Genomic DNA, 26,289 nt, shown 5'->3' with positions numbered 1-26,289 from the left:
ACCCTTGCCGCGATCCTGCCGCGCCAAACCTGCTTGAGAAGGCGATATGCCCCGCATTGCGCTCTACCAGCCTGACATTCCCCACAACACCGGCGCCATCCTGCGCTTCGCGGCTTGTGTGGGGGTGGAAGTCGACATCATCGAGCCGGCCGGCTTCGACCTGTCGGATCGTGGCCTGAAGCGGGCCGGCATGGACTATGTGGAGCGCGCCGTCCTCCGGCGCCACATTTCTTTCGCCGCCTTCGAGGATTGGCGGGCCGGGGAGGGCGGCCGGCTGGTGCTGCTTTCGACCAAGGCCGCGCAGCTCTATACCGATTTCGCCTTCCGGCCGGACGACGTGCTTCTCTTCGGCCGCGAGAGCGCCGGCGTGCCCGAATCGGTGCATGAACGGGCCGAAGCGCGACTGATCGTCCCGATGCGGCCGGGATTGCGCTCGATCAATCTCGCCATGACGGTCGCCATGGTAACAGGCGAGGCGTTGCGGCAGACAGGCGGCCTGCCGGGCGCCGAGATTGCTGCGGCTCAAGTTTGCTGAGGAAGACGAGAATGGCATTGCCTGACGCACTCGAGGACAAGAAGGCCCGCGCGAGCACCTGGTTCGCGGAACTGCAGGGCCGCATCATCGCCGGCTTCGAGGCGCTGGAAGACGCGGCCTCGCCGGCGCTCTATGGCGACAAGGTGGGCCGGTTCGAGCGCAAGCCGTGGCAGCGCACCGACCATACCGGCGCGCCGGGCGGCGGCGGCACGATGGCGCTGATGCATGGCCGGCTGTTCGAGAAGGTTGGCGTTCACGTCTCGGCCGTGCACGGCACTTTTGCGCCGGAATTCGCCAAGGACATTCCGGGTGCTGCCGAAGATCCGCGCTTCTGGGCCGCCGGCATCTCGCTGATCGCGCACATGACCAACCCGAACGTCCCGGCCGTGCACATGAACACCCGCATGGTGGTGACGACGAAGCAGTGGTTCGGCGGCGGCGCCGACCTGACGCCGGTGCTCGACCGCCGGCGGACGCAGGAAGATCCCGATACCATCGCCTTCCATGCCGCCATGCAGGGCGCCTGCGACCGCCATCCGGTCGCCGACTACGAGCGCTACAAGAAATGGTGCGACGAGTATTTCTTCCTGAAGCACCGCAACGAGCCGCGCGGCATCGGCGGCATCTTCTATGACGGCCACAATTCCGGCGACTGGGACGCCGATTTCGCCTTCACCCGGGATGTCGGCGTCAGCTTTCTCGCCGCCTATGACGCGGCGGTGCGCGCCAATTTCGACACGCCCTGGACCGAGGCCGACCGCGAGGAACAGCTGATCCGGCGCGGCCGCTATGTCGAGTTCAACCTGCTCTACGATCGCGGCACGATCTTCGGCCTGAAGACCGGCGGCAACATCGACTCGATCCTGTCGTCGATGCCCCCCGTGGTGAAGTGGCCGTAGGGGGCGCCAAGGCTCGACCATCATCCTGAGGTGCCCGGCGAAGCCGGGCCTCGAAGGAGGGTCCAGCGAATGCCGGCCTTTGCCCCACGCTCGCCGTCATCCATCCGCGGCGCGGGGCGATTGGCCTTGGAACGCGGCGGGACCACAACGGGGCGGCGACACTGCCCGCCTGAGACATCCCGCGACCATGAACCCGCTTGAGCTTGGCCGGGCGCTTTGCAATTCTCGGCGCCATCCTCGCGGGGCGCTTCGGAGGCCGGCGTATCGCGCATGCACAAGGCCCGGACAGGTGCGGTTCCATGACCAAGGCGGTTCTCGGCATTATTGGCGGGTCGGGTCTCTATGACCTGCCGGGCCTCGAAGGGGCGGAGTGGCGGACGATCGAGAGCCCCTGGGGTGAGCCCTCGGATCAGCTCCGTTTCGGCCGCATCGGCGCGACGGAAATCGTCTTCCTGCCGCGCCATGGCCGCGGCCACCGGCTGTCGCCCTCCGGCATCAACTACCGCGCCAATATCGACGTTCTGAAGCGGGCCGGCGTGACCGACCTCGTCTCCGTCTCCGCCGTCGGTTCGCTGAAGCAGGAGCATTTTCCCGGCGAGTTCGTCGTAGTCGACCAGTTCATCGATCGCACCGTGGCCCGGCCCGCGAGCTTCTTCGGCAATGGCTGCGTCGCGCATGTCTCGATGGCGCATCCGGTCGCGCCGAAACTCATCGAGCACATCCGTCACGCCGCCGAGGCGGAGGCGATCGACCATCATGTCGGCGGCACCTATGTCTGCATGGAGGGGCCGCAATTCTCCTCCGTCGCCGAGTCGCATCTCTATCGAAGCTGGGGCGCCTCGGTGATCGGCATGACCAACATGCCGGAGGCGAAGCTGGCGCGGGAGGCCGAGATCTCCTACGCGACCATCGCCATGGTCACCGACTATGATTGCTGGCATCCCGGCCACGCGGCGGTGTCGGTCGAGGCGGTGGTCAAGGTGCTCGGCGAAAACAGAGACAAGGCGCAGCGCCTGGTGGCGCGGCTGGCGCGCGATTTCCCGGCCGAGCACGAGCCCTGTCCGGTCGGCTCCGATCGCGCGCTCGAGCATGCCATCATGACGGCGCCGCATGCCCGCGACCCCGCGTTGCTCGCGAAGCTCGACGCGGTTGCCGGACGCGTTCTCGGGGCTAAGTAACCGGGCAAGCGAGCCGTACACCGCCGGGCCGGGCCCGGCTCCGGCGCGCCGGGCGCGGGGAAACGCGGCCGACGTGCTACCTTATTCGCCGTCTTCGAACTGGACGCGGGGACCAAGCTGAGGCAAGCCTACGGCAGCGCCCCGCAGATATCTGAAAGCCACCATGACCTCTGCATTGAACGACATCGCCGCTTCGATCCGTACCATCGTGGACTATCCGAAGCCCGGTATCCAGTTCCGCGACATCACCACGCTGCTCGGCAATGCGCGGGCGTTCCGGCGCACGATCGACGAGCTGGTCCAGCCCTGGGCCGGCTCCAAGATCGACCAGGTGGCCGGCATCGAGGCGCGCGGCTTCATCGTCGGCGGCGCGGTGGCGCACCAGCTGTCGGCCGGCTTCGTGCCGATCCGCAAGAAGGGCAAGCTGCCGTTCACGACGGTCAGCATGTCCTATGCGCTCGAATACGGCACGGACGAGATGGAGATGCATGTCGACGCCGTCGGCAAGGGCGACCGCGTCATCCTCGTCGACGACCTGATCGCGACGGGCGGCACTGCCGAGGGCGCGGTCAAGCTGCTGCGCAACCGCGGCGCCATCGTCGAGGCCGCCTGCTTCATCATCGATCTGCCGGAACTCGGCGGGGCCGCCAAGCTGCGCGCGCTCGATGTTCCCGTCCGCACGCTCGTCTCGTTCGAAGGGCACTGAGATGCCGCATTTCACCATCGTCATCGGGACGCGGCACTGGTCGAGTTGGTCGATGCGCCCGTGGCTGGCGCTTCGCCATACCGGCGCGCCCTTCGACGAGGTCGTGCTGCCGCATCGCACGCCGGCCGGCAAGGCCGAGGCGGTGGCGCTGGGGCCGACCGGGTTGGTGCCGCTGCTGATCGACCGCCGCGGCGACGAGCCGGTCAAGGTGTGGGATTCGCTGGCGATCTGCGAATATCTCGCCGAAAGCTATCCGGAAGCAGGCCTCTGGCCGGCCGACCGGGTCGCCCGCGCCACCGCGCGCTCCATCTCGGCCGAGATGCATTCGGGCTTCCGGCCGCTCCGGATGGCGCTCGGCATGGATCTCTTCGAGCATCTGCCGGGCGTCGGGCTGGATGAGCCGGGCGTCGGCGCCGACATCGCCCGCATCGACACGATCTTCCGGGATTGCCGCACGGCCTATGGCCTCGACGGTCCGTATCTGTTCGGCCATTTCACCATCGCCGACGCCATGTATGCCCCGGTGATCAGCCGCATCCGCACCTATGAGCCCAAGATGTCCGACATCGCCGGTGAATATGTGGCGACAATGCTGGCCGATCCGGGCTTCAGGGCTTGGGAAGATGCGGCGCGTCGTGAATTGTGAGACTCTGGCGCGAGAGTCGTCTCGCGGGTTTTCTTAGGATGACGGAATGATCTCTTTTCTCGACCTCTTCAAATGGGATCGGTTCGTCGCGACGTCGTTCATCGAGCTGCTGTTCTGGCTGCTCGCGGCGGTCGCCGTACTGCTCGGCATTTCCGGCCTCGTCGGCGGGATCTCGCTGGTCTCGACCAGTCCCGGGGGAGGGCTGCTGGCGATCGCCGTCAGCATCGTCGGCGCGCTGGCCGGCATCGTCGCCGCGCGGGTCGTCTGCGAAGCGGTCATCATGCTGTTCCGCGTCAACGAGAACCTGATGGACATCCGAGACAATCTCGGCGCTATCGATCGCCTCGCTCCGGCGCCGCATTCCGCACCCGCGCCTGTTGTTGCCGAGCTCTCCTTCGCCGAGGTTCTGGAAGAGGCGCTGGCCGAGCCGATGCTTCCTCCCGCCGCTACCGACGAGTTCCTCCGGGCCGATACGCGCGGGCTGGAGGCACGCTCCGCCGAAACGAGCTCGCTGGAAGCAAGGCTGGCCGAGATTCGCGCCCGCCGCGAGGGGACGAGCGCCCCGGCGCGCGTCGAGCCGGCGCCCGCGGTTTCGCCGCCGAGGCCCGCGCCTTCCAGCGCCAGGGGACATAGCGAGGAGCCGGCAGCCCCGGCATGGGCGCCGGAGCCCGCTCCCGCCGCGGCGCGGGCGCCCGCCCCGGAGGTCCGGCCCGTTTCCGCGCCGAAGCACGCCGAGGCGAAGCAGCCCGAGAGCCGCAAGTCGGAACTCCGCAAGCCGGCCGCGAGCGACGAGCCCGTTCAGGCCAAGCCCGCAGAAGCGAAGCCTTTGGATGCCAAGCCGGCGGATGCAGCCCCGGCCGAGACGGCTGCCGCCGTGCCGCAGGATGCGGGGGACGCGGCCGAGAAGCTCGTCGACGCGGCCAGCGACGCGCTGGCGCGGGAAGCTGAAAAGACGGCCGACATCGCGGGCGACAAGCCGAAGGCGAACGACGCCGCCTGATCCCGTCCGGCACAGGATACAAAAAAGGCCCGGCGATGCGTTCGCCGGGCCTTTTTCTATTCCGGAAGGATCCGCCTCAGGTGTTGAAGCGGAACAGCAGCACGTCGCCGTCGGCGACGACATATTCCTTGCCTTCGTCGCGGGCGCGACCGGCTTCCTTGGCGCCGGCTTCGCCGCCGAGGCGGACATAGTCCTCAAAGGCGATCGTCTGCGCGCGGATGAAGCCGCGCTCGAAATCGGAATGAATTACGCCGGCGGCCTGTGGCGCCTTGGTGCCCTTGGTGATCGTCCAGGCGCGGGCTTCCTTCGGGCCGACCGTGAAATAGGTGATCAGGCCGAGCAGGTCGTAGCCGGCGCGGATCAGGCGGTCGAGGCCGGGCTCGTCGAGGCCGAGCGTCTCCAGAAACTCTTCCTGCTCGGCGGCGTCGAGCTGCGCGATCTCGGCCTCGATGGCAGCCGAGATGGTGACGCAGCCGGCGCCCTGCGCCTTGGCCATCTCGAAGACGCGATCGGAAAAGGCATTGCCGGTGGCGGACGCCGATTCCTCGACGTTGCAGACATAGAGGACCGGCTTCGAGGTCAAGAGGTTCAGCCCGTCGAAAAGCGGGCGATCCTCGGCCGAGACCTGGAGCAGGCGGGCAGGCTTGCCCTCGCGCAGCAGCTCCAGCACGGCGTCCATCATGACGACCTGCGCCTTGGCTTCCTTGTCGGTCGCCGCGCGCTTGCGCAGCGGCGAGACGCGACGCTCGAGGCTGTCGAGGTCGGCGAGCATCAGCTCCGTCTCGACCGTCTCGGCGTCGGAAACCGGGTCGATCCGGCCTTCGACATGGGTGATATCGCCATCCTCGAAGCAGCGCAGCACATGCGCGATGGCGTCGACTTCGCGGATGTTGGCGAGGAACTGGTTGCCGAGGCCTTCACCCTTCGACGCGCCGCGCACCAGGCCGGCGATGTCGACGAAGGTGAGGCGCGTCGGCACGATCTGCTGCGACTTGCCGATCTCCGACAGCTTGTCGAGGCGCGGATCGGGCACGGCCACTTCGCCGGTATTGGGCTCGATGGTGCAGAACGGATAGTTCGCCGCCTGCGCCGCCGCCGTCTTGGTCAGCGCGTTGAAAAGGGTCGACTTGCCGACATTCGGCAGGCCGACGATCCCGCATTTGAAGCCCATGATGTTCCTTACTCGTCCTTGACGCCGAAGAGGCGCTTCAGCCCCGCCGCGAACGGCCCGCCGACCGGCGATGAGGCTGGTGAAGTGGGGGCGGCGGAAGCGGCTGATGCCGCCGTGGTGGCCGGATCCTTGCCGCCGGGCTTGTCCGTCCTGGGAGCCTTCTCCGCTTTGGGAGCGTTCTCCGCCTTGGGCGATTTGGCCGGCTTCTCCGGTTCCAGGCTGCGGTGCAGCCGGTTGCCGAAGGTGCTGTCCTTGCCGTCGGCGAGCAGCGCCGCATTGTCGGCGACGGCGTCGAGCAACGGGTTGATCCATTCGCCGTCGACGCGCGCGAAATCATGCAGGACATAGCCGTGCACGAGTTCCTTCGAACCCGGATGGCCGATGCCGAGGCGCAGCCGGCGGTAATCCTCGCCGATATGGGCGCTGATCGAGCGCAGGCCGTTGTGACCGCCATGGCCGCCGCCGGTCTTCATCCGGATCTTGGCGGCCGGCAGGTCGAGCTCGTCATGCATGACGACGATGTCGGCGTTCGGAATCTTGTGGAATCGCGCCGCCTCGCTGACCGCGCGGCCGCTTTCGTTCATGTAGGTCTGGGGCTTCATCAGGAGCGTCTTCCGCCCCGCGAGCGTGCCCTCGGAGACCAGAGCCTGGAACTTGGAGCGCCAGGGGCTGAAGCCATGGCGGCGGTGGATCGCATCCGCCGCCATGAAGCCGATATTGTGCCGGTTGAGCGCGTATTGGCTGCCCGGGTTACCGAGACCGACAATGAGGAGCATCGTGCTTCCCCCACGCTGAACCGGAGAAGGGACCGAAGCTTACGCCTTGGCGGCGGGAGCAGCCTCAGCGGCCGCGGCTTCGCCTTCTTCGCTCTTCAGGCCAGCCGGGGCGGCGATCGTGGCGATCGTGAAGTCACGCTCCGAGACGATCGGGGTGACGCCAGCCGGCAGCTTGACGGCAGAGATGTGGACCGAATCGTTGAGATCGAGGCCGGTCAGGTCGACGACGATGTGATCCGGGATCGCATCGGCGGGGACCGTCGCGTCGATGTCATGACGGACGATGTTCAGCACGCCACCGCGCTTCAGGCCGGGCGACTGCTCTTCGTTGATGAACTGCACGGGGATCTGGACGTGCAGGGTCGAGCCAGCCGAGACGCGCAGGAAATCGATGTGGATCGGCTGATCGGTGACCGGATCGAGCGCGTAGTCGCGCGGAATCACGGTGATCTTCTGGCCGTCGACGTTGATCGTCGCGATCGTCGTCAGGAAGCCGCCGCCGTGGAGCTTCATGAAGATCGTCTTGTGGTCCAGCTCGATCGCCAGAGGAGCCTGCTTGTTGCCGTAGATAACGGCCGGAATCTTGCCTTCGCGACGCGACGCCCGGGCGGCCCCCTTGCCCACGCGGTTGCGGACAGAGGCCGTGAGCTCGTAAGTATTGCTCATCGGTATTCTCCTTGTGTGAAACAGAAAAAGGCCGCGGTGCCTCCAGGGGTGTCGGCGCGGCCGGCGTCCTTATAGACGAGGCGGCCCGGCGGAACAAGCCGCGCGGGGCCCAAGCTGGCCCGAAGCCGGCCGGAACCGTGCCGTTCGCCGGGTCAAAGGGCGAAGCCGGCTCCGCATTCAAGCAGGGTAGAAATCCGGCGCGGGTTGCGCCGGCTTGGGCGGTGGGTTATTCGGACTATGAAACTCATCTTTAAGCGGTATGTCTGGCCATGCTCGGAAAGCTAAGTCGCGGTGCGGCTCTCCTCGTCGCGATCGTCGGTATCACGCTGTCGGTCGGGGCCGGTTCGGCCTATGGCCAGGCGGAAGCGCCGGCCATCGAGCAGGCGGCCTCTCCGGTGTTCGAGGCCCCGGAAGTCGTCGGCGAACCCGGCGTCGACCGCGCGACCCTGCCGCATGATCTCTCGCCGGTCGGCATGTACATGCAGGCCGACATCGTCGTGAAGACCGTCATGATCGGGCTCGGCATCGCCTCGATCCTGACCTGGGCGATCTTCCTGTCGAAGTCGCTCGAACTGTTCGCCATCCGCCACCGCACCCGCTCGCTCGCCGAGCGCATCACCCATTCGCGTTCGCTGGCCGAGGCCGAAACGCAGGTGGCGCGGCGGAAGAATACGGCGGCGCTGCTGGTGCAGGCCGCCGCCGAGGAGGTCGCCGTCTCCGCCGGGCTGTCGTCCGAGGGCATCAAGGAGCGCGTCGCCTCGCGCTTCGAGCGGATCGAATCCGCCGCCGGTCGCGAGATGATCCGCGGCACGGCGATCCTCGCCACCGTCGGCTCGCTGTCGCCCTTCATCGGCCTGTTCGGCACCGTGTGGGGCATCATGAATTCGTTCATCGGCATCAGCCAGGCGAACACGACCAATCTGGCCGTCGTCGCCCCCGGCATCGCCGAAGCCCTGTTCGCGACCGCGATCGGCCTCGTCGCCGCCATTCCCGCCGTGCTGTTCTACAACGTCTTCGCCCGCGTCATCGCCGGCAACAAGGCTGTGATCGCCGACGTGGCGGCGCAGACGCTGCGGCTGGTGTCGCGCGATCTCGACCGCGCAGAGGCGCGCGGCACCGCCCGTCTCGCCGCCGCGGAGTGAGGTAGACCATGGCCGCCAAGCTCAGCCATCACGACGACGAGCTCGTCGAGAACAGCGAGATCAACGTCACGCCGTTCATCGACGTGATGCTGGTGCTCCTGATCGTGTTCATGGTCGCGGCGCCGCTCGCGACCGTCGATGCACCGGTCGACCTGCCGCGCTCGAACGCCAAGGCGGCGCCGCGCGCCGACAAGCCGCTGTTCCTGTCGCTGAAGGCGGACCTTTCGCTGGTGCTCGGCAATGACCCGGTCGCCGCCGATGGCCTCGGCGCCGCGCTTGACCATGCCACCAAGGGCAATCGCGAGGAGCGCCTCTATCTGCGCGCCGACCGCAAGGTGCCTTATGGCGACGTCATGGAGGTCATGAACAAGCTCCGCGACGCCGGCTACGCCAAGGTGGCGCTCGTCGGCCTCGACGGCGGGCGATAGAGACGTTCGGGCGATATTCCGGCTGGCTGGCGAGGCTCTACCATCATCCTGAGGTGCTTCGCGTAAGCGAAGCCTCGAAGGACGATCCAGCGGGCGCTCTGGTTTGTCGACGAAGTCCGGCGCCCAATCCATATCACGAGTGTTCCCTGGATCCTCCTTCGAGGCCCGGCTTTGCCGGGCACCTCAGGATGATGGTCGAGTTTCGGGACGGCGGTCCGGGAGCCCGAGCCTTCCAGATCTACGCAGTTGAAATTTACACGTAGGTCCGCGTCGTCCAGACTATCGGCCGGACACTGAACACGAAAAAGGCCCGGACTGCCTGACTGGCATCCGGGCCTTTTTCTTGTCCGCGCCGCCCGAGGGCGGCGGCAACAAATATCAGATGAACAGGCTCGAGACCGACTTCTCGCTGGCGGTGCGGTTGATCGCTTCGCCGAGCAGGGTCGAGATCGAGGTGACGCGGATGTTGCGCGCCTGGCGGACGGCCTCGGTCGGCTGGATCGAGTCGGTGATCACCAGCTCCTTCAGCACGGAATTGCTGATGCGGGCAACGGCGCCGCCGGAGAGCACGCCATGGGTGATGTAGGCGACGACCGACTTGGCGCCCTGCGCCAGCAGCGCCTCGGCGGCATTGCAGAGCGTACCGCCGGAATCGACGATGTCGTCGAACAGGATGCAGTCGCGGCCTTCGACATTGCCGATGATGTTCATGACTTCCGACTCGCCCGGCCGCTCGCGGCGCTTGTCGACGATGGCGAGCGGCGCGTCGATGCGCTTGGCCAGCGCGCGGGCGCGTACCACGCCGCCGACGTCGGGCGACACCACCATGACATTCTCGAGCTCGTAGTGCTCCTTGATGTCGCGGGTGATCACCGGAACGGCGAACAGATTATCGGTCGGGATATCGAAGAAGCCCTGGATCTGGCCGGCATGCAGATCGAGCGTCAGGACGCGATCGGCGCCGGCATTGGTGATCAGGTTGGCGACCAGTTTTGCCGAGATCGGCGTGCGCGGGCCGGCTTTGCGGTCCTGGCGGGCATAGCCGAAATAGGGGATCACCGCCGTGATGCGGCGCGCTGAGGAGCGGCGCAGCGCATCGATGATGATCAGGAGTTCCATCAGGTGGTCGTTGGCCGGGAAGCTGGTCGACTGGACGACGAAAACGTCCTCGCCGCGCACGTTTTCCTGGATCTCGACGAAGATTTCTTCGTCCGCGAACCGCCGGACCGAGCACTTGGCGAGCGGGATTTCGAGATAGGTGGCGATCGCCTCGGCGAGCACCCGGTTGGAGTTTCCGGCAACCAGCTTCAAGGTCTCGTGTCCCGACATGAGGAGATATTGGGAAAAATCGACCCCGCGAAGGGCCGTTCGTTCGAGCGGCGGCGTTGTACCAACTGCGCCGCCGCACTGCAAACGCGATTCGCGTGCGGGCGGCAAGCTCGGAATGAGATCGGGATCCCGATCAGGCCCCCGTTCCCCAGGCAACCAGCGAGGCGACGGTTCGCCGCGCGACATTCGAAAGCGTGGCCCCGTCGACGCCAAGCCAGGGATCCTGCGAGCCGTTGGTCGAGGTTTCCTGGCCGGAAATCCGATGGACGCGACGTCCGCCGGCATCGAAGACATCCCAGACATAGACCAGGATCGTGCCGGACGAGTCGCCGACGGCGGACAGATAGCCCTTGATCACGTAGTTCGCCTGCGTGTCGCCCGAGGGGACGAGCGCGACGTTTTGCGCCGCCGCTTCCTGGGCAAGCTGCGTCGACAGGCTCGAGAGAATGTTCGGCGGCGCACCGGTCACCGGGGCGAACGAGAATTTCGCGGTCGCGAAGGGGATGGCCGGCCGGGCGGGCGCGCTGCTGTCCGAAGACGTCGCGGACGCGGCCGGCTGACCGGAGCTCAGCGTGTTGTTGCAGGCCGCCAGTGCGAACGTCGCCAACAGGATGGCGATGCAGCCCAGCAGCGGATTTCCCTTCACCATCATGGCGATCGTCCTTCCGGCGCGGTCGTCAGGACCCCGAAATCCTGTCTAGCTTCTATTCGTCGTGTGGTCCAGAACGGCTTTACTTCCGGTGGTGAATCCGACGCCGATCCCGTCATGCGGCGAGGGCGATCGCGTGCAGCAGGCGACCATAATCCGGCTCGCCGGCATGCGTCGTGCGCCGATAGGAGAAGAAGCGCTCGGGATCGGCATAGGTGCAGAGCCCGAGATCGCCGATCGACCCGACGCCGGCGGCGCGCAGCCGCATGCCGATGAAGGCCGGCAGGTCGAACTGGTGGTGCTCGGCGCGCGGCGAGGGCGTGAAGAAGGCGGCGTTGTCCGCTTCCGCCTCGACGAAGCGGGCGCGGAATTCGGGGCCGACCTCATACGCCGATTTCGAGATCGTCGGGCCGAGCACGGCGACGATGCGGTCGCGGCGGGCGCCGAGGCTTTCCATGGCGGCGATCGTCGCTTCCAGGACGCCGGCGAAGGCGCCTTTCCAGCCGGCATGCGCGGCGCCGACGACGCCCGCCTCGCCATCCGCGAACAGCACGGGGCCGCAATCGGCCGTGCCGACGCCGATCGCGATGCCGGGCCTACTGGTCACCACCGCGTCGGCCTTGGGGCCGTCGCCGGTCGCCCAGACCGCGTCGACGACGACGACGTCGGGGCTGTGCACCTGGTAGGGCGTCGCCAGCCTGTCCGCCGGTACGCCGAGGTCGGCGGTGACGCGGGCGCGGTTCTCCAGCACATGGTCCCGCTCGTCGGCCGAGCCGACGCCGCAGTTCAGGCTCGAATAGATGCCGTCGGAAACGCCGCCGCGACGGGTGAAGAAGCCGTGCCGGATGCCGGGGAGGGCGGAAAGCAGGTCAGCGGTGATCTTCATGGGATACTCCCTGGGTTATCCGAAGGGGGGAACGGCGAGATCGCCGCCGGTCACGCAGAGGACCTTGAACAGCGTCCCCATCGCCTCCGGGCCGGCCAGCCGCTCGACGGCGGCGCGAATCGCGTCCTGCGTCGCCGGGTCCTTGCCGGCGCCGAGGCGGCCGGCGCGCTCGAGGAGGCCGAGGGCGAGTAGGAATTCGCCCTGCGTCCAGACCGGCGAGGGCCGGGCGCCCTGCGCGGCCGCGACGCGGGAGAGCGCTGCGAAATCGACATGCACGGTCAGGTCGGCCTCGCCCGGATGGGCGAGCGGATCGTCGAAGCGGTGGCCGCGCACGGCCTGCAGCGTGTCGCCGAAGCCTTCGCCGGCATGGCCGTAGTCGATCGCGAGCAGCGCGCCGCCGAAACGCCTGAGCCGATCGGCGAGGGTGGCCATGATCGCGGCCGAGATGGTGGCGACCTCCAGCGTCGAGCCGGCCGGCGCCCGCTCGTCGGCGCCGTCGATCCGGGCGCCGGGCCGGAGCCCGAAGGCGAGCGCGCCGTCGCGAAGGCCCACCATCCGCTCGGCCCAGCCCTCGTCGGTGCGGAGAAACTGGCGGATCGGCAGCGCGTCGAAGAATTCGTTGGCGATAAGGATGGCGGGGCCGTCGGGAAGATCGTCGACCCGCTCCAGCCATTCGACTGCGTGGCCGTCGAGCGCCTCGCGCTGGACCGCGCGGAGCCGCTCGCTCGTCTCGACGAGGTGGAACCGCGCCGCCGCGAGAAAGGCCGGCTCGGTCCGCGCGGCGCGCAGCGCGTCGGCCATCAGCGTGCCGCGTCCGGGGCCGATCTCCGCCAGCACGAACGCGGTCGGGCGGCCCATGCGCCGCCAGCACTCGACCGCCCAGAGGCCGATCAGCTCGCCGAACATCTGGCTGACTTCCGGCGCTGTGATGAAGTCGCCCGCCGCGCCAAAGGGCTCGCGCGTCATATAATAGCCGTGCTCGGGATCGCCGAGGCAGGCGGCCATGTAGTCGGAGACGGTGATCGGTCCGAGCGCCTCGATTCGACGGACGAGTTTCTCGCCGAGCGGCGTCGTTTTCGCGCCGACCGGCGTCATGCGGTGGCGACCGGCCGCCGCGAGGCGACGACGAGCAGGATGATGCCGGCGATCACCAGCGGCAGCGACAGCAGCATGCCCATGGTCAGCCCGCCGGAGAGATAGCCGATCTGGATATCCGGCTCGCGGAAGAATTCGGAGAAGATGCGCGCCAGGCCATAGCCGATGGCGAAGATGGCGGAGACGAAGCCCGGCTGGCGCAGGCGCAGCTGCTTGTGGGTGAAGAAGCGCAGCACCAGGAACAGCACCAGCCCCTCCAGCAACGCCTCGTAGAGCTGGCTCGGATGCCGGGGCTGGCCGTCGGCATGCGGGAAGATGATTGCCCAGGCGACGTCGGTCGGCCGGCCCCAGAGCTCGCCATTGATGAAATTGGCGATGCGGCCGAAGAGCAGGCCGAAGGTCACCGACGGCGCGACGACGTCGATCAGCGACCAGGTCGGAATTTTTCGCGAACGCGCGAACAGCACCATGGCGAAAACGGTGCCGAGGAAGCCGCCGTGGAACGACATGCCGCCGTTCCAGACCTGCAGGATCTCGATCGGGTTCGCCATGAACTGGTCGAAGCCGTAGAAGAGCACGTAGCCGAGCCGTCCGCCGAGGATGATGCCGAGCGTCGCCCAGACGACGAAATCGTCGATGTCGATCGGCTTCATCGGCGCGCCGGCCGGGCCCCAGAGGGCGGGATTGGCGACGAGGCGCTTGGCGTACCACCAGCCGATCAGGATGCCGACGATATAGGCGAGGGCATACCAGCGGATGGCGAACGGACCGATCTCGATCAGCGTCGGGTCGATGGCCGGGAAGGGCAGGGCGAACAGCATGGGGGGCTCCGGCAGTCAGTCGGGGGCATTGGTGCGCTGATCCGGGGGGAAGGGTCAAGTCCGGGCGTGCGCGACCCGTCGACACCTTGTTCGCGCGGCTCCCGGCAACCATACTAGAACCAATAAGTTGTTTCCCCGGAGGCTGCCCCATGAACACGACCCCGAACCGGCTGTTCGACGAATTCGCCAAGCTGATGACCGACGCCGCCGGCATGGCGCAGGGGGTCAAGCGCGAGGCCGAGACGGTGATGAAGCACCAGGCCGAGCGTCTGTTCGCCGACATGGATTTCGTCAAGCGCGACGAGTTCGACGTCGTCCGCGAGATGGCCCAGAAGGCGCGCGCCGAAAACGAGGCGCTTTCGGCGAAGGTGGCCGAGCTCGAGGCGAAGCTCGCCGTGCTCACCCAGGGCCACGTCGTGGCGGCGCCGAAGTCGGACGAACACTGAGGCGGAGCTTTCCGCCAGCCGCCAGGTTCGGTTGGTTCCCAAGGATATGGGGCCCGGCCTCGCAACGTTGCCCCACGCTCGCCGTCATCCCGGCCTCCGAGCCCGGATCCATTTCCGCCGGGTTGTGCGTCGCGCGGGGGCTTGAGCGTGGGTCGGCATGGATCCCTGCTTTCGCAGGGATGACGGCGGAGGGTGGGCCTTTCGGGTTATGGCTCCCGATTTTCACCTCTCCCTGAGGGAGAGGTCGACGGCCGCAAGCCGGCGGGTGAGGGTTTACGGCCTCGCCGGTTCGGCTCCCGCAGTTTGAATCCAGTTATTTCCGGATGGTTCCCTAAACCCTCACCCGGAGCTTCGCTCCGACCTCTCCCTCAGGGAGAGGTGAAGGAAGTGCATCTGTCGCCTATTTTAACCCGGGTAATATTGACTTCCTGATATCGCCCGGGTAAAAGGCCGGCTTGGCGTGGCCGGGTGGTCGCGCGTCCAGGAGCGGATGTCATGCAGCGCGACGACAAGAAGGCGGCGATCGCGGCTTACAAGAAGCGGGAAGACACGCCCGGCATCTATGCCGTGCGCTGCGCCGCGAGCGGTCAGGCCTGGGTCGGCAAGACCCCCAATCTCGACGCCATCCAGAACCGGCTCTGGTTCACCCTCGGCCATGGCAGCTGCACCTCGCCGAGCCTGCAGAAGGCGTGGCGGGAACATGGCGAGGCCGCGTTCGCCTTCGAGATACTGGAGCGGCTGGAGCCGGAAGAGTCGGCCTATATCCGCAACGCGCTGCTGAAGGAGCGCGGCCTTCACTGGCGGAACGCACTCGGCGCCGAGACTGTCTGAATCCCCGACAAAGAAAAACGGCCGGAGATGTCTCCGGCCGTTTCTTTATTCAGGCTGCGCTGGCAGCGATGTAGCTCAGGCCGAGACCTTGGCCGGCTGGACCAGGTCCGTATAGGCCTGCATCAGGTCGGCGCTGATCTTGCCCGGCGTGAACTTGTATTCGCCGATCTCCGAGACCGGCGTGACTTCGGCGGCGGTGCCGCAGAGCCAGCATTCCGAGAAGGTCGACAGCTCTTCCGGGGCGATGCGGCGCTCGATCACCTCGATGCCCCGGGCCTTGGCGAGGCCGATGACCGTCTGGCGGGTGATGCCGTTCAGGAAGCGGTCGGCCTGCGGCGTATGGATGACGCCATCCTTAACGAAGAACACGTTGGCGCCGGTCGCCTCGGCGACGTTGCCTTCCCAGTCGAGCATCAGCGCGTCGGCATAGCCGCGGGATTCGGCCGCGTGCTTGGAGATCGTGCAGATCATGTAGAGGCCGGAGGCCTTGGCGAGCGACGGCGCCGTCTTCGGGTCGGGACGACGATACTTCGCCCAGTCGAGGCGGATGCCCTTCAGGCGCTCGGCGGGCGAGAAGTAGGACGGCCATTCCCAGGCGGCGATGGCGACGTTGATCCGGTTCTTCTGGGCCGAGACGCCCATGGCCTCGCTGCCGCGCCAGGCGATCGGACGCAGATAGCCGTCGGTCAGGCCGTTCTTGGCGAGCGTCGCGTTGCAGGCCTCGTCGATCTCCTCGATCGTGTAGGGGATCTTGAAGTCGAGGATTTCGGCCGAAAGGAACAGGCGTTCGGTATGCTCGCGCAGCTTGAAGATCTCGCCGCCATAGGCGCGCTCGCCCTCGAACACGGCGCTCGCATAGTGCAGGCCATGGGTGAGTACGTGAATCTTCGCGTCCTTCCACGGAACGAAGGATCCGTTCATCCAGATCCAACCATCTTTCTGGTCGAAGGGAACCGCGCTCATCTTCCTCACTCCTTATCGGCCGCCGGTGCGGTCGCGCCCTGTTGGCGTTGATTATCGTGCTTACTTCTCGCGCCAGACGGGCAAAGTAAAGTCGGATCTGGCGACGAGTTTTTGCGCGGTTTTGAAACAGTCGGTAATGTGCCGGTCGAAACGCCATCGCGCGGGCCTGGCTCGCGGGGTGGGAAACGGCGGGCGCGTTCGATCATTTCGCCGCGACCAGTGATTAGGTAACAATCGAACCAAAATATGTCAATATGGCTGACATAAATTTCGCTACCGATTCGAAGGGACAGGCATCTGTGCAGCGCGACGAGACCGTGACACCGCCGCTATCGATTCAGCAGCAGCCCGAACTCGTCCTGATTGAGCTCCTGTTCTACGCCTATCGGGACTTCGTGTCGGATCCCGATGTCGTGCTGGCGAAGTTCCAGTTCGGGCGCGCGCATCACCGCGTCGTCCACTTCGTCAACCGGCATCCGGGCATGCGCGTCGCCGACCTGCTCGACATCCTGAAGATCACCAAGCAGAGCCTCGGGCGGGTGCTGAAGCAGTTGATCGATACCGGCTATATCGAGCAGGTGCCGGGGCCGGTCGACCGGCGGCAGCGGCTGCTCTATGCCACCGCCAAGGGCAGGGCGCTCGACCAGCGCCTGACCGAACCGCAGGCGGAACGAATCCGCGCCGCGCTGGCGCCGCTGGGGCCGGAAGGCCGTCTGGCGGCGGAGCGCTTCCTTCGGTTGATGATCGATCCGGCCGAACGGGATAAGGTCGCCCAGATGATCGAACAGTGAGTGCCTGCGGAGTATGCGGCGTGGAGTATGCGGAAATGAGCGATTTGGCGACGGACGCCCTGCCTGATGACGCGCCGCATCTGCTGGTCATCGACGACGATGCCCGCATCCGGACGCTGCTGTCGCGCTACCTGAACGACAACGGTTTTCGCGTCGATGTCGCCGCCAACGCGGCGGAGGCGCGCAAGCTGCTTGGCGGGCTCGCCTTCGACCTGCTCGTCGTCGACGTGATGATGCCGGGCGAGAACGGCCTCGACCTGTTGAAGAGCCTGCGCGAAAGCATGGACGTGCCGATCCTGATGCTGACGGCGCGGACGGAAATCGACAGCCGGATCAAGGGGCTGGAACTCGGCGCCGACGATTATCTCGGCAAGCCGTTCGAGCCGCGCGAGCTGCTCCTGCGCATCAATGCCATCCTGAAGCGCGGCACGGCGCCGGCGGCGCCGCTGATCGAGCAGGTGCGCTTCGGCCCGTTCACCTTCCACATCGCCCGGCGTGAGCTCCGGCGCGGACAGGAGACGATCCGGCTGACCGATCGCGAGCGGCAGATCATGGCCGTCTTCGCCGAGACGCCGAACGAGACGGTGCCGCGTCTCTCGCTTCTGGCCGAGGATGAGCCGGCCGGCGAGCGCACCATCGACGTGCAGATCAATCGGCTCCGGCGCAAGATCGAGGTCGATCCCGCCAATCCGCTGTTCCTGCAGACCGTGCGCGGCATCGGCTACCGGCTGGTGACGGAAGCGTGATCGAGGCCGACGATCGCGAACAGGCCCCGGCAGACAGGGGATTGGTGCGCATGGAGAAGCCGTCGCATTCCTTCCAGCGCCGCGCGACCGGCGGCTGGATGGAGTGGCCCGCCGTCGTGGCGCTGCGGCGGCTCGGCCGTTCGCCGGCCGTCAACACCATGCGCCGCGCGGCGCGGCGGGCGGAGCCCTTCTTCGACGCCCTGCTGGTGCCCTATCGCTTCATCGGCAAGCGGCTGGCCGCCGCGATGCCCAAGGGCCTCTATGCGCGCGCGCTGATCATCATCATCACGCCGATCGTCATCCTGCAGTCGGTCGTCGCCTTCGTCTTCATGGAGCGGCACTGGCAGACGGTGACGCAGCGCCTGTCGGCGGCGACGGTGCGCGACATCGCCGCGATCGTCGACCTGATCGACACCTATCCGGCCGATCCGAACTTCACCCAGATCATCCGCATCGCGCAGGACAGGCTCGACCTGATCGTCTCGGTGACGCCGAACGAGACCTTGCCGCCGGCGGCGCCGAAACCGTTCTTCTCGCTGCTCGACAGCGCGCTGTCGAAGGAGATCGGGCGCCAGATCAACAAGCCGTTCTGGATCGACACGGTCGGCCGCTCCAACCTGGTCGAGATCCGCATCCAGCTCGGCGACAAGGTGCTGCGCGTGCTGGCGCGGCGCAGCCAGACCTATGCGTCGAATTCGGAGATTTTCATCTTCTGGATGGTCGGCACCAGCCTGGTGCTGCTCGCCATCGCCATCGCCTTCCTGCGCAACCAGATCCGGCCGATCCAGCAGCTCGCCGACGCGGCCGAGGATTTCGGCATGGGCCGCGAGACCGCCGACTTCAACCCGCGCGGCGCGCGCGAGGTGCGGCGCGCCAGCGCCGCCTTCATGGAGATGCGCCATCGCATCGAGCGGCAGATGGAGCAGCGCACCACCATGCTGGCCGGCGTCAGCCACGACCTCCGCACCGTGCTGACGCGCTTCCGCCTGCAGCTGGCGCTGCTGCGCGAGACGCCGGACATCCGCGCGATGCGGCGCGACGTCGACGACATGCAGCGCATGCTGGAAGGCTATCTCGCCTTTGCCCGCGACGACGCCGACGAGCCGACGGCGGCGACGAACATCGGCACCTTGATGGCGGAAGTGGCGGAAAATGCCCGCCGCGTCGGCCACGACGTGGCGCAGGAATTCCGCGGCGATCCGATCGTCAGCCTGCGCCCGAACGACTTCAAGCGCCTCTTGTCCAATCTCGTCATGAACGCCTGCCGCCATGGCAACAGCATCCGCCTGCACGGCGTGCATACGGATGGCTGGCTGGTCATTCATGTCGACGACGACGGCCCCGGCATCGACGAGCTGGAGCGCGAGGCGGTTTTCCGGCCGTTCTACCGGCTCGACGAGGCGCGCAATCTCGACGAGAGCGGCACCGGCCTCGGCCTGCCAATCGCCCGCGACATCGCCCGTTTCCACGGCGGCGACGTCACCCTCTCGGAAGCCCCCGGCGGTGGCCTAAGGGCCACGGTAAGGATTCCGGCCTGAGTGTTTGGACGTTACCCTTCACGTCTCCCTGCTCAGGGAGAGGGGAAGGGGCCGTTCCGCCCGGAAATCACAAGCTCCGTCATTCCTGCGAAAGCAGGAATCCATCTCTCCGCCGCACCAAACCTGGACGGCTGGCAACCCGGCGGAAATGGATCCCGGCTCGGAGGCCGGGATGACGGCGAGGGTGGGGCTGGCTGCGAGGCAGGATCGTCATGATCCTCAGACGGGTCGTTACGCTGGCCCCCGCCGCAGAACCCGACGGCCACCCTCCGCCGTCATCCCTGCGAAAGCAGGGATCCATGCCTCCGCCGCGGTAACCTCGACGGCTGGCAACCCGGCGGAATGGATCCCGGCTCGGAGGCCGAGATGACGGCGAGGGTGGGGGACGGCCGTCAGGTGGCAAGCTCGTGCGGGAATGACACCGTCCTTTACCTCTCCCTGAGGGAGAGGTCGACGGCCGAAGGCCGGCGGGTGAGGGTTTACGGCCTCTCCGGAGGGTTTCCTAAACCCTCACCCGGAGCTTCGCTCCGACCTCTCCCTCAGGGAGAGGTAAAGGAAGAGCGCCCTGCAGGAGGCTGTCACTCAGCCGCCTGGGCGGAGGCGGACGCGCGTGCCCCAGGGATCGGAAAGCTCCCGTTCGTAGGGGATGCCGCTGCCGGCGAGCGTGACATAGGCGAGGCCGGCGCGGGCGGGATCGCGCGGGCCGGCGCCGCGGCTCTGCCAGCTGTTGGCGCCGACATGGTGGTGGTAGCGGCCGGAGGAGAGGAACGAGGCGCTCGGCATCGCCGTGACCTGTTCGAGGCCGACCTCGTGCTGCCACCACGCGGCTGCGGCCCTCGCGTCGCCGACGCGCAGGTGGATATGGCCGATGCGCAGGAATTCCGGCGCGTCCTGCCAGCGGTCGGCGGGGCTGTTCAGCTCGCCGACGATGGCGTTGACGTCGAGCGGGTCCGTCGCCATCCGGATCGTGTCGCCATCCCAGGCCCAGGCCTCGGCCGGCCGGTCGGCATAGACCTCGATGCCGTTGCCCTCTGGATCGGTCAGGTAGATCGCCTCGCTGACGAGATGGTCGGCGGTGCCGTCGACGGGCACGCGCGTTTCGCTCGCATGCAGGATCCAGCGGGCGAGATCGGCGCGCGAGGGCATCAGGAAGGCGGTGTGGAACAGGCCCGCCTGGCGCGTGTCGTCGGCCGGTGCGCCGCGCGCCGCCGGCTCGATGACGAGGAAGGGCACGCCGCCGGCGCCGAGCGTCGCCGTGCCGGCGGGGCCGGGAAGCGTCTCAAGCCCCAGCAGGGCGCGGTAATAGTCGGCGAGCTTCACGACGTCATGCGCCTTGAGGCCGACCTCGGCGACATGGATCGGCCGCGTCAGCGCGAAGGGCAGGCCGGTCGCTTTCCTGGCAGTATCGGTATCCGGATGGCTCATGGGCACGACCTCTGGTTGATACCGTTATCTAGGCCCTTGCGAGGGCGGCCGACAGCCGCCGACGGGTGAACACACCGTATCAGAAAAGCCGGCCGCCATCTGGGACGGCGCGCTCGACCGCCGTCAGCACCACGTCGCCGTCGGCGTCCGGCATGCCGAGCGTCAGGACTTCCGACATGAAGGGGCCGATCTGGCGCGGCGGGAAATTGACCACGGCCAGCACCTGCCGGCCGATCAGTTCTTCGGGCTGGTAGTATTTGGTGATCTGCGCCGAGGACTTCTTGCGGCCGATCTCGGGGCCGAAATCGATCACCAGCTTGATCGCCGGTTTGCGCGCTTCCGGGAAGGGGGCGGCCTCGACGATGGTGCCGACGCGGATGTCGACCTTGAGGAAATCATCGAAGCCGATCGTCTTCGGGGCGGGCGCGTCCATCTCATGTCTCCGTTGGGCTGTGCCTTCGGGGTAGCATGGTCAGGCGTCGCGTCAAGCCTCGGGTAGCTGGCCCCCGGCTCAGGCGGCGGGTGCCGCCGTGTCCGGGTCCCTGCGGCCGCGCCGTTTCGGGCGGCGATGCTCGAACTTGGCGCCGACGCGGCAGAGGAGGTCGATCGCCTTGTCGCCGCGGCGCGACCAGGTCTCCGCCTGCTCCAGGGCCCGATCGACCGCCGCCATGGTGCGCGACAGGTCGGGATCCTCGTCCTTGCGCCAGACCGGCAGGATGCGGGCCGTCATCAGCACGAAGCCCTGCGTCCGCGCCGCGCCGCGCAAGCCCCCGGTCGAGACGTCGGCGGCGGCCAGCATGAAGCGGGCGCTGTCGAGCGCCAGCCGGTTCAGGCAGAGCGCGAGGCCGGGGTCGCGCCGGGCGGCGTCGGCGACATGGCCGATGGCGACGCGATAGGGCGCCAGGATATCGAGCCGCTTCATGATCAGGTCGAACAGCCGGTCGCGGGCGGTCTCCTCGGGCGAGGGCGCGTCGGCGATATCGAGCACGGCGCGATCGATCCGGCGCAGGAAGTCGGCCAGGATAGAGAGCTTGCCGTCATAGGTCGTGCGCAATTCGCCGAGCGAGACGTCCGCCCGGGCCGCGATCTCGCCGAGGCCGATGTCGGCGAAGGGCTTTTCGGCGAGCAGCGCCAGGAAGGCGTCGATGATGCTGTCGGCCGGTGTCGGCCCCTTGGATTTCTCGGCCGCCGATTTTCCAGTCGCCATGATCGGATCTCCTGTTCAGACCTTCATCTAGGCATCGAATGGGGCGGTGACGAGTCCGCTCAGCCGGCCAGTTCCTCGGCGCGGCGCTTGGCGGCGGCGACGGCCTTGGTAAGCAGCGGCGCCAGTCCGTCCTCCGCCATCAGCACCTCGAGCGCGGCGGCGGTGGTTCCGCCCGGCGAGGTGACGTTCTTGCGCAGCGTGTCGGCCGGAAGCAGCGACTGGTTGAGCAGTTCGCCGGCGCCGACGATCGTCTGGCGCGCGAAGCGGGCGGCGAGCTCGGGCGAGAAGCCGGCCTCGACGCCGGCGGCGGCGAGCGCCTCGACGAGCAGGAAGACATAGGCCGGTCCGGATCCCGAGACGGCCGTCACGGTGTCGATCAGGCTCTCGCTGTCGACCCAGCCGACCTCGCCGACGGCCGCCAGCAGCGCGTCGACGATCGCCCGGTCGGCGTCGGTCACGGCCTCATTGGCGAAGGCGCCGGTCATGCCGCGGCCGACCTGGGCCGGCGTGTTCGGCATGGTGCGGACGATGGCGCCGCCCAGCGCCGTCTCCAGCGTCGCGATCGTCGTGCCGGCGGCGATCGAGACCGTTACCGTCTCCGGACCGATGAGCGCGCGCACCGCCGGCAGCGCCGCCCCCATCATCTGCGGCTTGACCGCGAGCAGGAGCACGCGGGCGGTGACGTTGTCGGGCGCGCTGGTCTCGTGGCGGACGCCGTGGCCGGCAAGCAGCGCGACCGTCTCAGCCGGCGGATTGGGGTCGACGACGAGGACGGCCTTCGGATCGAGACCGCTCGCCAGCCATCCGGTCAGCAGCGCGCCGCCCATCTTGCCGGCGCCGATCAGGACGATGGGAGAGGAGGGCGTGAGGGCGGAAAGGGACATGCGGAAACGCTCGGGCTCGGGTGACGACATCTCGGGTGACGTCTTCCTCTACGCGTCAGGACGGCGCGGCGGAAGCCGTTTCCAGCCCCGGCACAGAAAGAATGCCGCGCGGAGACGTCGAGGAAGAAGGTCGCGATTGGAGGGAAACCGGCGCTCGCCTTCGCGGGCGCCGGGAAATCGGGATCAGGCTTCGCCGACGGTCTCGAACAACACGGTCTCGAGCGCCTCGGCGGCCGACTTGCCGGCCCAGACGACAAACTGGAAGGCCTGATAATACCGTTCGCAGCTTTCGATGGCGTTCTCGAGCAGCCCTTCGACCTGCCGGCTGTTCGGCTCGGCCCCGCCGGCGAGCAGCAGCGTCTGCCGGTACATGACGACGCCTTCCTTGCTCCAGAGGTCGAAATGACCGATCCAGAGCTGCTCGTTGACGAGCGAGAGGAGGCGCATCACCTCGGTCTTGCGCGGCTCGGTAACCTTGAGATCGAAGGCGCAGGCGAGATGAACGGCCTCCATATCCTCCATCCAGGAGAAGGAGACGTGGTAGTCGCACCAACCGCCGGCGATCGAGATGGTGATCTCGTCATCGCCCGACCGTTCGAAGCTCCAGTCGTTGAGACCAGCGATGTGCTCGATCATATCGACGGGATTGGACTGACGGTCTTCGGTTTCGAAGTCGATGAGGCTCATGGCCGACCCTCGCGCTTGATCGGGTGAATACGCAACGCAACAAAACGACTGCCGAAAGCAGATCTCCGGTCCCGCCGCACCGATCGAGCAAGATCCGCTCCGCATCGGGCGGAATGATCGGCTCGCAGATCGAGTTCAACACTGGCACAGGCGGAAGCAGCGCGAATCTTCATTGTGAATCAGTATATAGGCAGCCCGTGAAATTGCGCGATGTCTTTTCACCGGCGGCCGTCTCGGAATTGTGGACGCTGGCCACCCCGCCATGCCGGAGTTGCCGTTCCAACACCGAAAAGCCGCCGGACGAGCCGGCGGCTTTCTGGTTCGTTTCCGGGGGATTGGCGAACGGCTAACCCGGCTGCAGGTCGACCGCCTTGGGTCCCTTGCCGCGCTTGTCCGGTTCGGTTTCGAACGTGATCCGCATGCCGTCATTCAGGTTCGAAAGACCCGAGCGCTCGACAGCCGTGACGTGAACGAACACATCCTTGCCGCCATCGTCGGGCGTGATGAAGCCGAAGCCCTTCGACGCATTGAAGAACTTGACAGTACCAGTCTGTCGCATCGCTGTTCCTTTCCACTCCTCTTCACTTCACCGGCCGCTCCGCTCGGCCGGCGCACTCCAGGCACTCAGATGTCGGGGAAAGGTCTCTGCGTCTTCTAGGTATCGTGCGGTGCTCGCGCTAGCCGCCCCACGGATGCCGTAGCATCCGACGCGCGTTAGTCCAGTCTCCGTCGGGTCCTCTGCCCGTGCGCTGAAAACTATGCTTCAGCATCGCGCGGAAATCAATGCAAAAGCTTACGCTTGGGAAGGTGTCCGTTTTCTTGGTTTATGTTGCGTCGTCGGCAACGCTAACCGGAAAGTCTTCCTTAATATAAGCCTCGTCGTAGCAACGCGGGGCCGGCAGCTTGCGGAAGGTCGACTGGAGGTCGGGATTCCGCCACAAGCTTGTCATCAAAGTGGCACGATCGGTGCATATTGCAGTGCGAAAAGTGCCGTAGCGTCCGCAGCGAGAAAAATGCGTGCCGGGCGGAACCCGATGTCGCCTCGCACATTGGGACGGTGCGCGGGGTAGGCGGAGTGTGGGTCATGTCTGGATTGAGCGCGGATAGCATACTGGCAGCAGCGGCGATTTGGGTGGCGATCATGCTGCCGAGTGCCGCCTTTGGAGGCGATCCGGCATCTGCCGGCAGCGTCGCCAGGCAGTGCGATGCGCTGGGCACGACGCCGGTTGCCGTGACCGACCTCAGCGCCGGGCTCGCCCGCCCGTCCTGAGCTTCCGGCCGATATTTCGAAGGATGGATTCCGGATTGGTGACTGAGAGGCGGCGGCTGCGCGCCCCTCTGCGACCTCCGAGAACCTCTGCGCTCTCCGAGCCGATCGGCTGACTCCGCCCGCATCCTGAGCGGCGGCTCCTCGTCTCATTCCCCAATGGGGGACACCCTCCGACGTCATCCCTGCGGAAGCAGGGATCCATGTCGACCCGCGCTCGGGAGCCCGCGAGGCAACCCGGCGGAAATGGATCCCGGCTCGGAGGCCGGGATGACGGCGAGCGTGGGGCAAGGCTGCGAGGCCCCATTGTCCTGAAGTGGGGGCCTCTGCCTACGCCGTCTGCGCAATCGCGGCCGGCTGCCGCTTGGCCAGCCATGACGACAGCAGGGCCACGCCGAGCGCGAGCGCCGAAAGCCCGGCTCCGACCAGCGGCAGCATGTCGTAGGGCGCGCCGAAGGTGATGGCGAGCCCGCCGATCCAGGCGCCGCCGGCATTGCCGACGTTGAAGGCGCCCTGGTTCAGGGTCGAGGCGAGGTTCGGCGCCTCGCCGGCGCATTCGATCACCCGCATCTGCAGCGGTGCGATCAGGATGAACATCACGCAGCCCCAGACGAAGACGCTGACGCTGGCCCCGATGAATGAGTGGCTGGTCCAGCTGAACTGCGCCATCACCAGGATCAGGACCGTGAGCGCGCCGAGGATCGTCGGCATCAGCTTCCAGTCCGCCAGCCGGCCGCCGATCAGATTGCCGATCGTGATGCCGACGCCGAACAGCAGCAGCACCCACGTCACCTGATGCGGCGCCATGCCGGTCACCTGCTGCAGGATCGGCGCGATATAGGTGAAGCAGGCGAAGGTGGCGCCGGCCGCCAGCACGCTGATCGCCATGGCGAGCCAGACCTGCAGTCGCTTGAACACGGCGAATTCCTTGACCAGGCTCGGCGGCGCCATGGCGCCCCGGTCGGAGGGAACCCAGGCGAGGATCGCGGCCACCGAGACGAGGCCGATCGCCACCACGGCCCAGAAGGTCGCCCGCCAGCCGGCGACCTGGCCGAGCGCGGTACCGCCCGGCACGCCGAGGATGTTGGCGAGCGTCAGGCCGGCGAAGACGAGGGCCATCGCCCGGGCGCGCTGGTTGCGCGGCACCAACGTGCCTGCGACGACGGCACTGATGCCGAAAAATGCGCCATGGCCGAAGGCGGTGAAGACGCGGGCGGCCATCAGCAGCCCGTAATTCGGGGCGATGGCGCAGAACAGGTTGCCGAGCACGAAAAGCGAGGCGAGGCCGACGAGCGTCAGCTTGCGCGGCAGCCGCGACGTCGCCACGACGATGATCGGACCGCCGACGACGACGCCGATGGCGTATCCGGTGATGAGCAGGCCGGCGCTCGGGATCGACACGCCGAGATCGGCCGCCACTTCCGGCAGCAGCCCCATGATGACGAATTCCGTCGTGCCGATGCCGAACGAGGCAATGGCAAGGGCAAAGAGCGCGATCGGCATGAAAGGATCCGGCAGGCGAGAGGCGGGGAGCGGGGAGGGCGCCGCGCTAAGAGCGAGGCGGGGGAAGCTGTCGG

The 26,289-nt window shown here is 67.2% G+C and carries 30 protein-coding genes; 14 read left to right on the top strand and 16 right to left on the bottom strand.

Translation table 11 applies throughout. The features are described from left to right. Positions 1-46 precede the first annotated feature (46 nt). The 6 genes from AC6HZP_RS18795 (at position 47) to AC6HZP_RS18770 (ending at position 4,964) form a co-directional block, all read left to right on the top strand. Complete coding sequence (locus AC6HZP_RS18795) at positions 47-535, top strand: tRNA (cytidine(34)-2'-O)-methyltransferase (RefSeq protein ID WP_497524076.1); 489 nt, start codon at positions 47-49, stop codon at positions 533-535. Between the two features lie 11 nt (positions 536-546). Further along, positions 547-1,434: an oxygen-dependent coproporphyrinogen oxidase gene (gene hemF / locus AC6HZP_RS18790; protein WP_497524075.1), complete on the top strand. Its 888-nt coding sequence runs from the start codon at positions 547-549 to the stop codon at positions 1,432-1,434. A 299-nt stretch (positions 1,435-1,733) separates the two neighbouring features. After that, positions 1,734-2,612, top strand: a complete 879-nt coding sequence (locus AC6HZP_RS18785; RefSeq protein ID WP_497524074.1) for an S-methyl-5'-thioadenosine phosphorylase — start codon at positions 1,734-1,736, stop codon at positions 2,610-2,612. 163 nt (positions 2,613-2,775) lie between these two features. Then, entirely contained in the window at positions 2,776-3,318 is a 543-nt protein-coding gene (locus AC6HZP_RS18780) for an adenine phosphoribosyltransferase (RefSeq protein WP_201400530.1), read from the top strand. 1 nt (position 3,319) lies between these two features. Next, positions 3,320-3,964 carry a glutathione S-transferase family protein gene (locus AC6HZP_RS18775; protein WP_497524073.1) on the top strand — a complete coding sequence of 215 codons (645 nt, stop codon included), beginning with the start codon at positions 3,320-3,322 and terminating at the stop codon, positions 3,962-3,964. Positions 3,965-4,010: 46 nt separating this feature from the next. Then, entirely contained in the window at positions 4,011-4,964 is a 954-nt protein-coding gene (locus AC6HZP_RS18770; RefSeq protein ID WP_497524072.1) for a DUF4282 domain-containing protein, read from the top strand. Between the two features lie 76 nt (positions 4,965-5,040). Here AC6HZP_RS18770 and ychF read toward each other — a convergent pair whose 3' ends face one another. Genes ychF through AC6HZP_RS18755 form a run of 3 tightly spaced genes read right to left on the bottom strand, consistent with a single transcriptional unit; the run spans position 5,041 to position 7,577 of the window. Continuing rightward, positions 5,041-6,135: a redox-regulated ATPase YchF gene (gene ychF / locus AC6HZP_RS18765; RefSeq protein WP_497524071.1), complete on the bottom strand. Its 1,095-nt coding sequence runs from the start codon at positions 6,133-6,135 to the stop codon at positions 5,041-5,043. A gap of 8 nt (positions 6,136-6,143) precedes the next feature. Further along, the gene (gene pth, locus AC6HZP_RS18760) at positions 6,144-6,911 is read right to left on the bottom strand and encodes an aminoacyl-tRNA hydrolase (RefSeq protein ID WP_497524070.1); all 768 of its coding nucleotides are present in this window, start codon (positions 6,909-6,911) and stop codon (positions 6,144-6,146) included. Positions 6,912-6,950: 39 nt separating this feature from the next. Next, positions 6,951-7,577 carry a 50S ribosomal protein L25/general stress protein Ctc gene (locus AC6HZP_RS18755; protein WP_201400525.1) on the bottom strand — a complete coding sequence of 209 codons (627 nt, stop codon included), beginning with the start codon at positions 7,575-7,577 and terminating at the stop codon, positions 6,951-6,953. Between the two features lie 269 nt (positions 7,578-7,846). Here AC6HZP_RS18755 and exbB point away from each other — a divergent pair, with 269 nt between their 5' ends. Next, positions 7,847-8,719 (top strand): tonB-system energizer ExbB, encoded by an 873-nt coding sequence (gene exbB, locus AC6HZP_RS18750; protein ID WP_497524068.1) that lies wholly within the window; start codon positions 7,847-7,849, stop codon positions 8,717-8,719. Positions 8,720-8,727: 8 nt separating this feature from the next. Further along, positions 8,728-9,147, top strand: a complete 420-nt coding sequence (gene exbD / locus AC6HZP_RS18745) for a TonB system transport protein ExbD (protein ID WP_497524067.1) — start codon at positions 8,728-8,730, stop codon at positions 9,145-9,147. A gap of 378 nt (positions 9,148-9,525) precedes the next feature. Here the strand turns inward: exbD and AC6HZP_RS18740 are convergent, their stop codons facing one another. The 5 genes from AC6HZP_RS18740 to lgt all read right to left on the bottom strand — a co-directional run bounded on the left by AC6HZP_RS18740 (position 9,526) and on the right by lgt (position 13,927). Then, positions 9,526-10,458: a ribose-phosphate pyrophosphokinase gene (locus tag AC6HZP_RS18740; RefSeq protein ID WP_201400522.1), complete on the bottom strand. Its 933-nt coding sequence runs from the start codon at positions 10,456-10,458 to the stop codon at positions 9,526-9,528. Positions 10,459-10,609: 151 nt separating this feature from the next. Continuing rightward, positions 10,610-11,128 (bottom strand): hypothetical protein, encoded by a 519-nt coding sequence (locus AC6HZP_RS18735; RefSeq protein ID WP_497524066.1) that lies wholly within the window; start codon positions 11,126-11,128, stop codon positions 10,610-10,612. 112 nt (positions 11,129-11,240) lie between these two features. Beyond that, a complete protein-coding gene (pgeF, locus tag AC6HZP_RS18730; protein WP_497524065.1) occupies positions 11,241-12,011 on the bottom strand; it encodes a peptidoglycan editing factor PgeF in 771 nt (256 codons plus the stop codon). 15 nt (positions 12,012-12,026) lie between these two features. After that, positions 12,027-13,106, bottom strand: coding sequence for a class I SAM-dependent methyltransferase (locus tag AC6HZP_RS18725; RefSeq protein WP_497524064.1), 1,080 nt, complete (start codon positions 13,104-13,106; stop codon positions 12,027-12,029). Then, entirely contained in the window at positions 13,103-13,927 is an 825-nt protein-coding gene (gene lgt, locus AC6HZP_RS18720; protein ID WP_497524063.1) for a prolipoprotein diacylglyceryl transferase, read from the bottom strand. The genes AC6HZP_RS18725 and lgt overlap by 4 nt, the downstream gene beginning before the upstream one ends. Positions 13,928-14,076: 149 nt before the next feature. On the opposite strand from lgt, the gene AC6HZP_RS18715 reads away from it, so the two are divergent. Together AC6HZP_RS18715 and AC6HZP_RS18710 are read left to right on the top strand one after the other, a co-directional pair. After that, complete coding sequence (locus AC6HZP_RS18715; protein WP_201400517.1) at positions 14,077-14,373, top strand: accessory factor UbiK family protein; 297 nt, start codon at positions 14,077-14,079, stop codon at positions 14,371-14,373. Between the two features lie 495 nt (positions 14,374-14,868). Then, positions 14,869-15,204: a GIY-YIG nuclease family protein gene (locus tag AC6HZP_RS18710; protein ID WP_497524062.1), complete on the top strand. Its 336-nt coding sequence runs from the start codon at positions 14,869-14,871 to the stop codon at positions 15,202-15,204. A 75-nt stretch (positions 15,205-15,279) separates the two neighbouring features. On the opposite strand, the gene AC6HZP_RS18705 is transcribed toward AC6HZP_RS18710, so the two are convergent. Then, positions 15,280-16,167 carry a branched-chain amino acid aminotransferase gene (locus tag AC6HZP_RS18705; RefSeq protein ID WP_497524061.1) on the bottom strand — a complete coding sequence of 296 codons (888 nt, stop codon included), beginning with the start codon at positions 16,165-16,167 and terminating at the stop codon, positions 15,280-15,282. A 254-nt stretch (positions 16,168-16,421) separates the two neighbouring features. On the opposite strand from AC6HZP_RS18705, the gene AC6HZP_RS18700 reads away from it, so the two are divergent. From AC6HZP_RS18700 to AC6HZP_RS18690, 3 genes are all read left to right on the top strand, one after another. Further along, positions 16,422-16,958 (top strand): MarR family winged helix-turn-helix transcriptional regulator, encoded by a 537-nt coding sequence (locus tag AC6HZP_RS18700; protein ID WP_244669545.1) that lies wholly within the window; start codon positions 16,422-16,424, stop codon positions 16,956-16,958. 35 nt (positions 16,959-16,993) lie between these two features. Continuing rightward, positions 16,994-17,704, top strand: coding sequence for a response regulator (locus AC6HZP_RS18695; protein ID WP_201400514.1), 711 nt, complete (start codon positions 16,994-16,996; stop codon positions 17,702-17,704). 158 nt (positions 17,705-17,862) lie between these two features. Continuing rightward, positions 17,863-19,242, top strand: coding sequence for an ATP-binding protein (locus AC6HZP_RS18690; RefSeq protein WP_497526822.1), 1,380 nt, complete (start codon positions 17,863-17,865; stop codon positions 19,240-19,242). 582 nt (positions 19,243-19,824) lie between these two features. On the opposite strand, the gene AC6HZP_RS18685 is transcribed toward AC6HZP_RS18690, so the two are convergent. From AC6HZP_RS18685 to AC6HZP_RS18660, 6 genes are all read right to left on the bottom strand, one after another. Continuing rightward, positions 19,825-20,667: a VOC family protein gene (locus AC6HZP_RS18685; RefSeq protein WP_497524060.1), complete on the bottom strand. Its 843-nt coding sequence runs from the start codon at positions 20,665-20,667 to the stop codon at positions 19,825-19,827. A 79-nt stretch (positions 20,668-20,746) separates the two neighbouring features. Continuing rightward, entirely contained in the window at positions 20,747-21,100 is a 354-nt protein-coding gene (locus AC6HZP_RS18680; RefSeq protein WP_497524059.1) for a tRNA-binding protein, read from the bottom strand. Positions 21,101-21,178: 78 nt separating this feature from the next. Further along, positions 21,179-21,874, bottom strand: a complete 696-nt coding sequence (locus AC6HZP_RS18675; protein WP_497524058.1) for a TetR/AcrR family transcriptional regulator — start codon at positions 21,872-21,874, stop codon at positions 21,179-21,181. A gap of 59 nt (positions 21,875-21,933) precedes the next feature. After that, positions 21,934-22,758 carry a pyrroline-5-carboxylate reductase gene (proC, locus tag AC6HZP_RS18670; RefSeq protein WP_497524057.1) on the bottom strand — a complete coding sequence of 275 codons (825 nt, stop codon included), beginning with the start codon at positions 22,756-22,758 and terminating at the stop codon, positions 21,934-21,936. A gap of 183 nt (positions 22,759-22,941) precedes the next feature. Further along, complete coding sequence (locus AC6HZP_RS18665) at positions 22,942-23,445, bottom strand: type III secretion system chaperone family protein (RefSeq protein WP_201400509.1); 504 nt, start codon at positions 23,443-23,445, stop codon at positions 22,942-22,944. Between the two features lie 346 nt (positions 23,446-23,791). After that, complete coding sequence (locus tag AC6HZP_RS18660) at positions 23,792-24,004, bottom strand: cold-shock protein (protein ID WP_018183702.1); 213 nt, start codon at positions 24,002-24,004, stop codon at positions 23,792-23,794. 525 nt (positions 24,005-24,529) lie between these two features. Here AC6HZP_RS18660 and AC6HZP_RS18655 point away from each other — a divergent pair. Further along, positions 24,530-24,715 carry a hypothetical protein gene (locus tag AC6HZP_RS18655; RefSeq protein ID WP_497524056.1) on the top strand — a complete coding sequence of 62 codons (186 nt, stop codon included), beginning with the start codon at positions 24,530-24,532 and terminating at the stop codon, positions 24,713-24,715. A gap of 327 nt (positions 24,716-25,042) precedes the next feature. On the opposite strand, the gene AC6HZP_RS18650 is transcribed toward AC6HZP_RS18655, so the two are convergent. Then, entirely contained in the window at positions 25,043-26,215 is a 1,173-nt protein-coding gene (locus AC6HZP_RS18650; protein WP_497524055.1) for an MFS transporter, read from the bottom strand. Positions 26,216-26,289 lie beyond the last annotated feature (74 nt).

The sequence above is a fragment of the Kaistia sp. SLG-1 genome (assembly GCF_059699055.1).
Note: the sequence above shows the minus strand (reverse complement) of the source record. Positions and strands in the feature narration are given on the sequence as shown.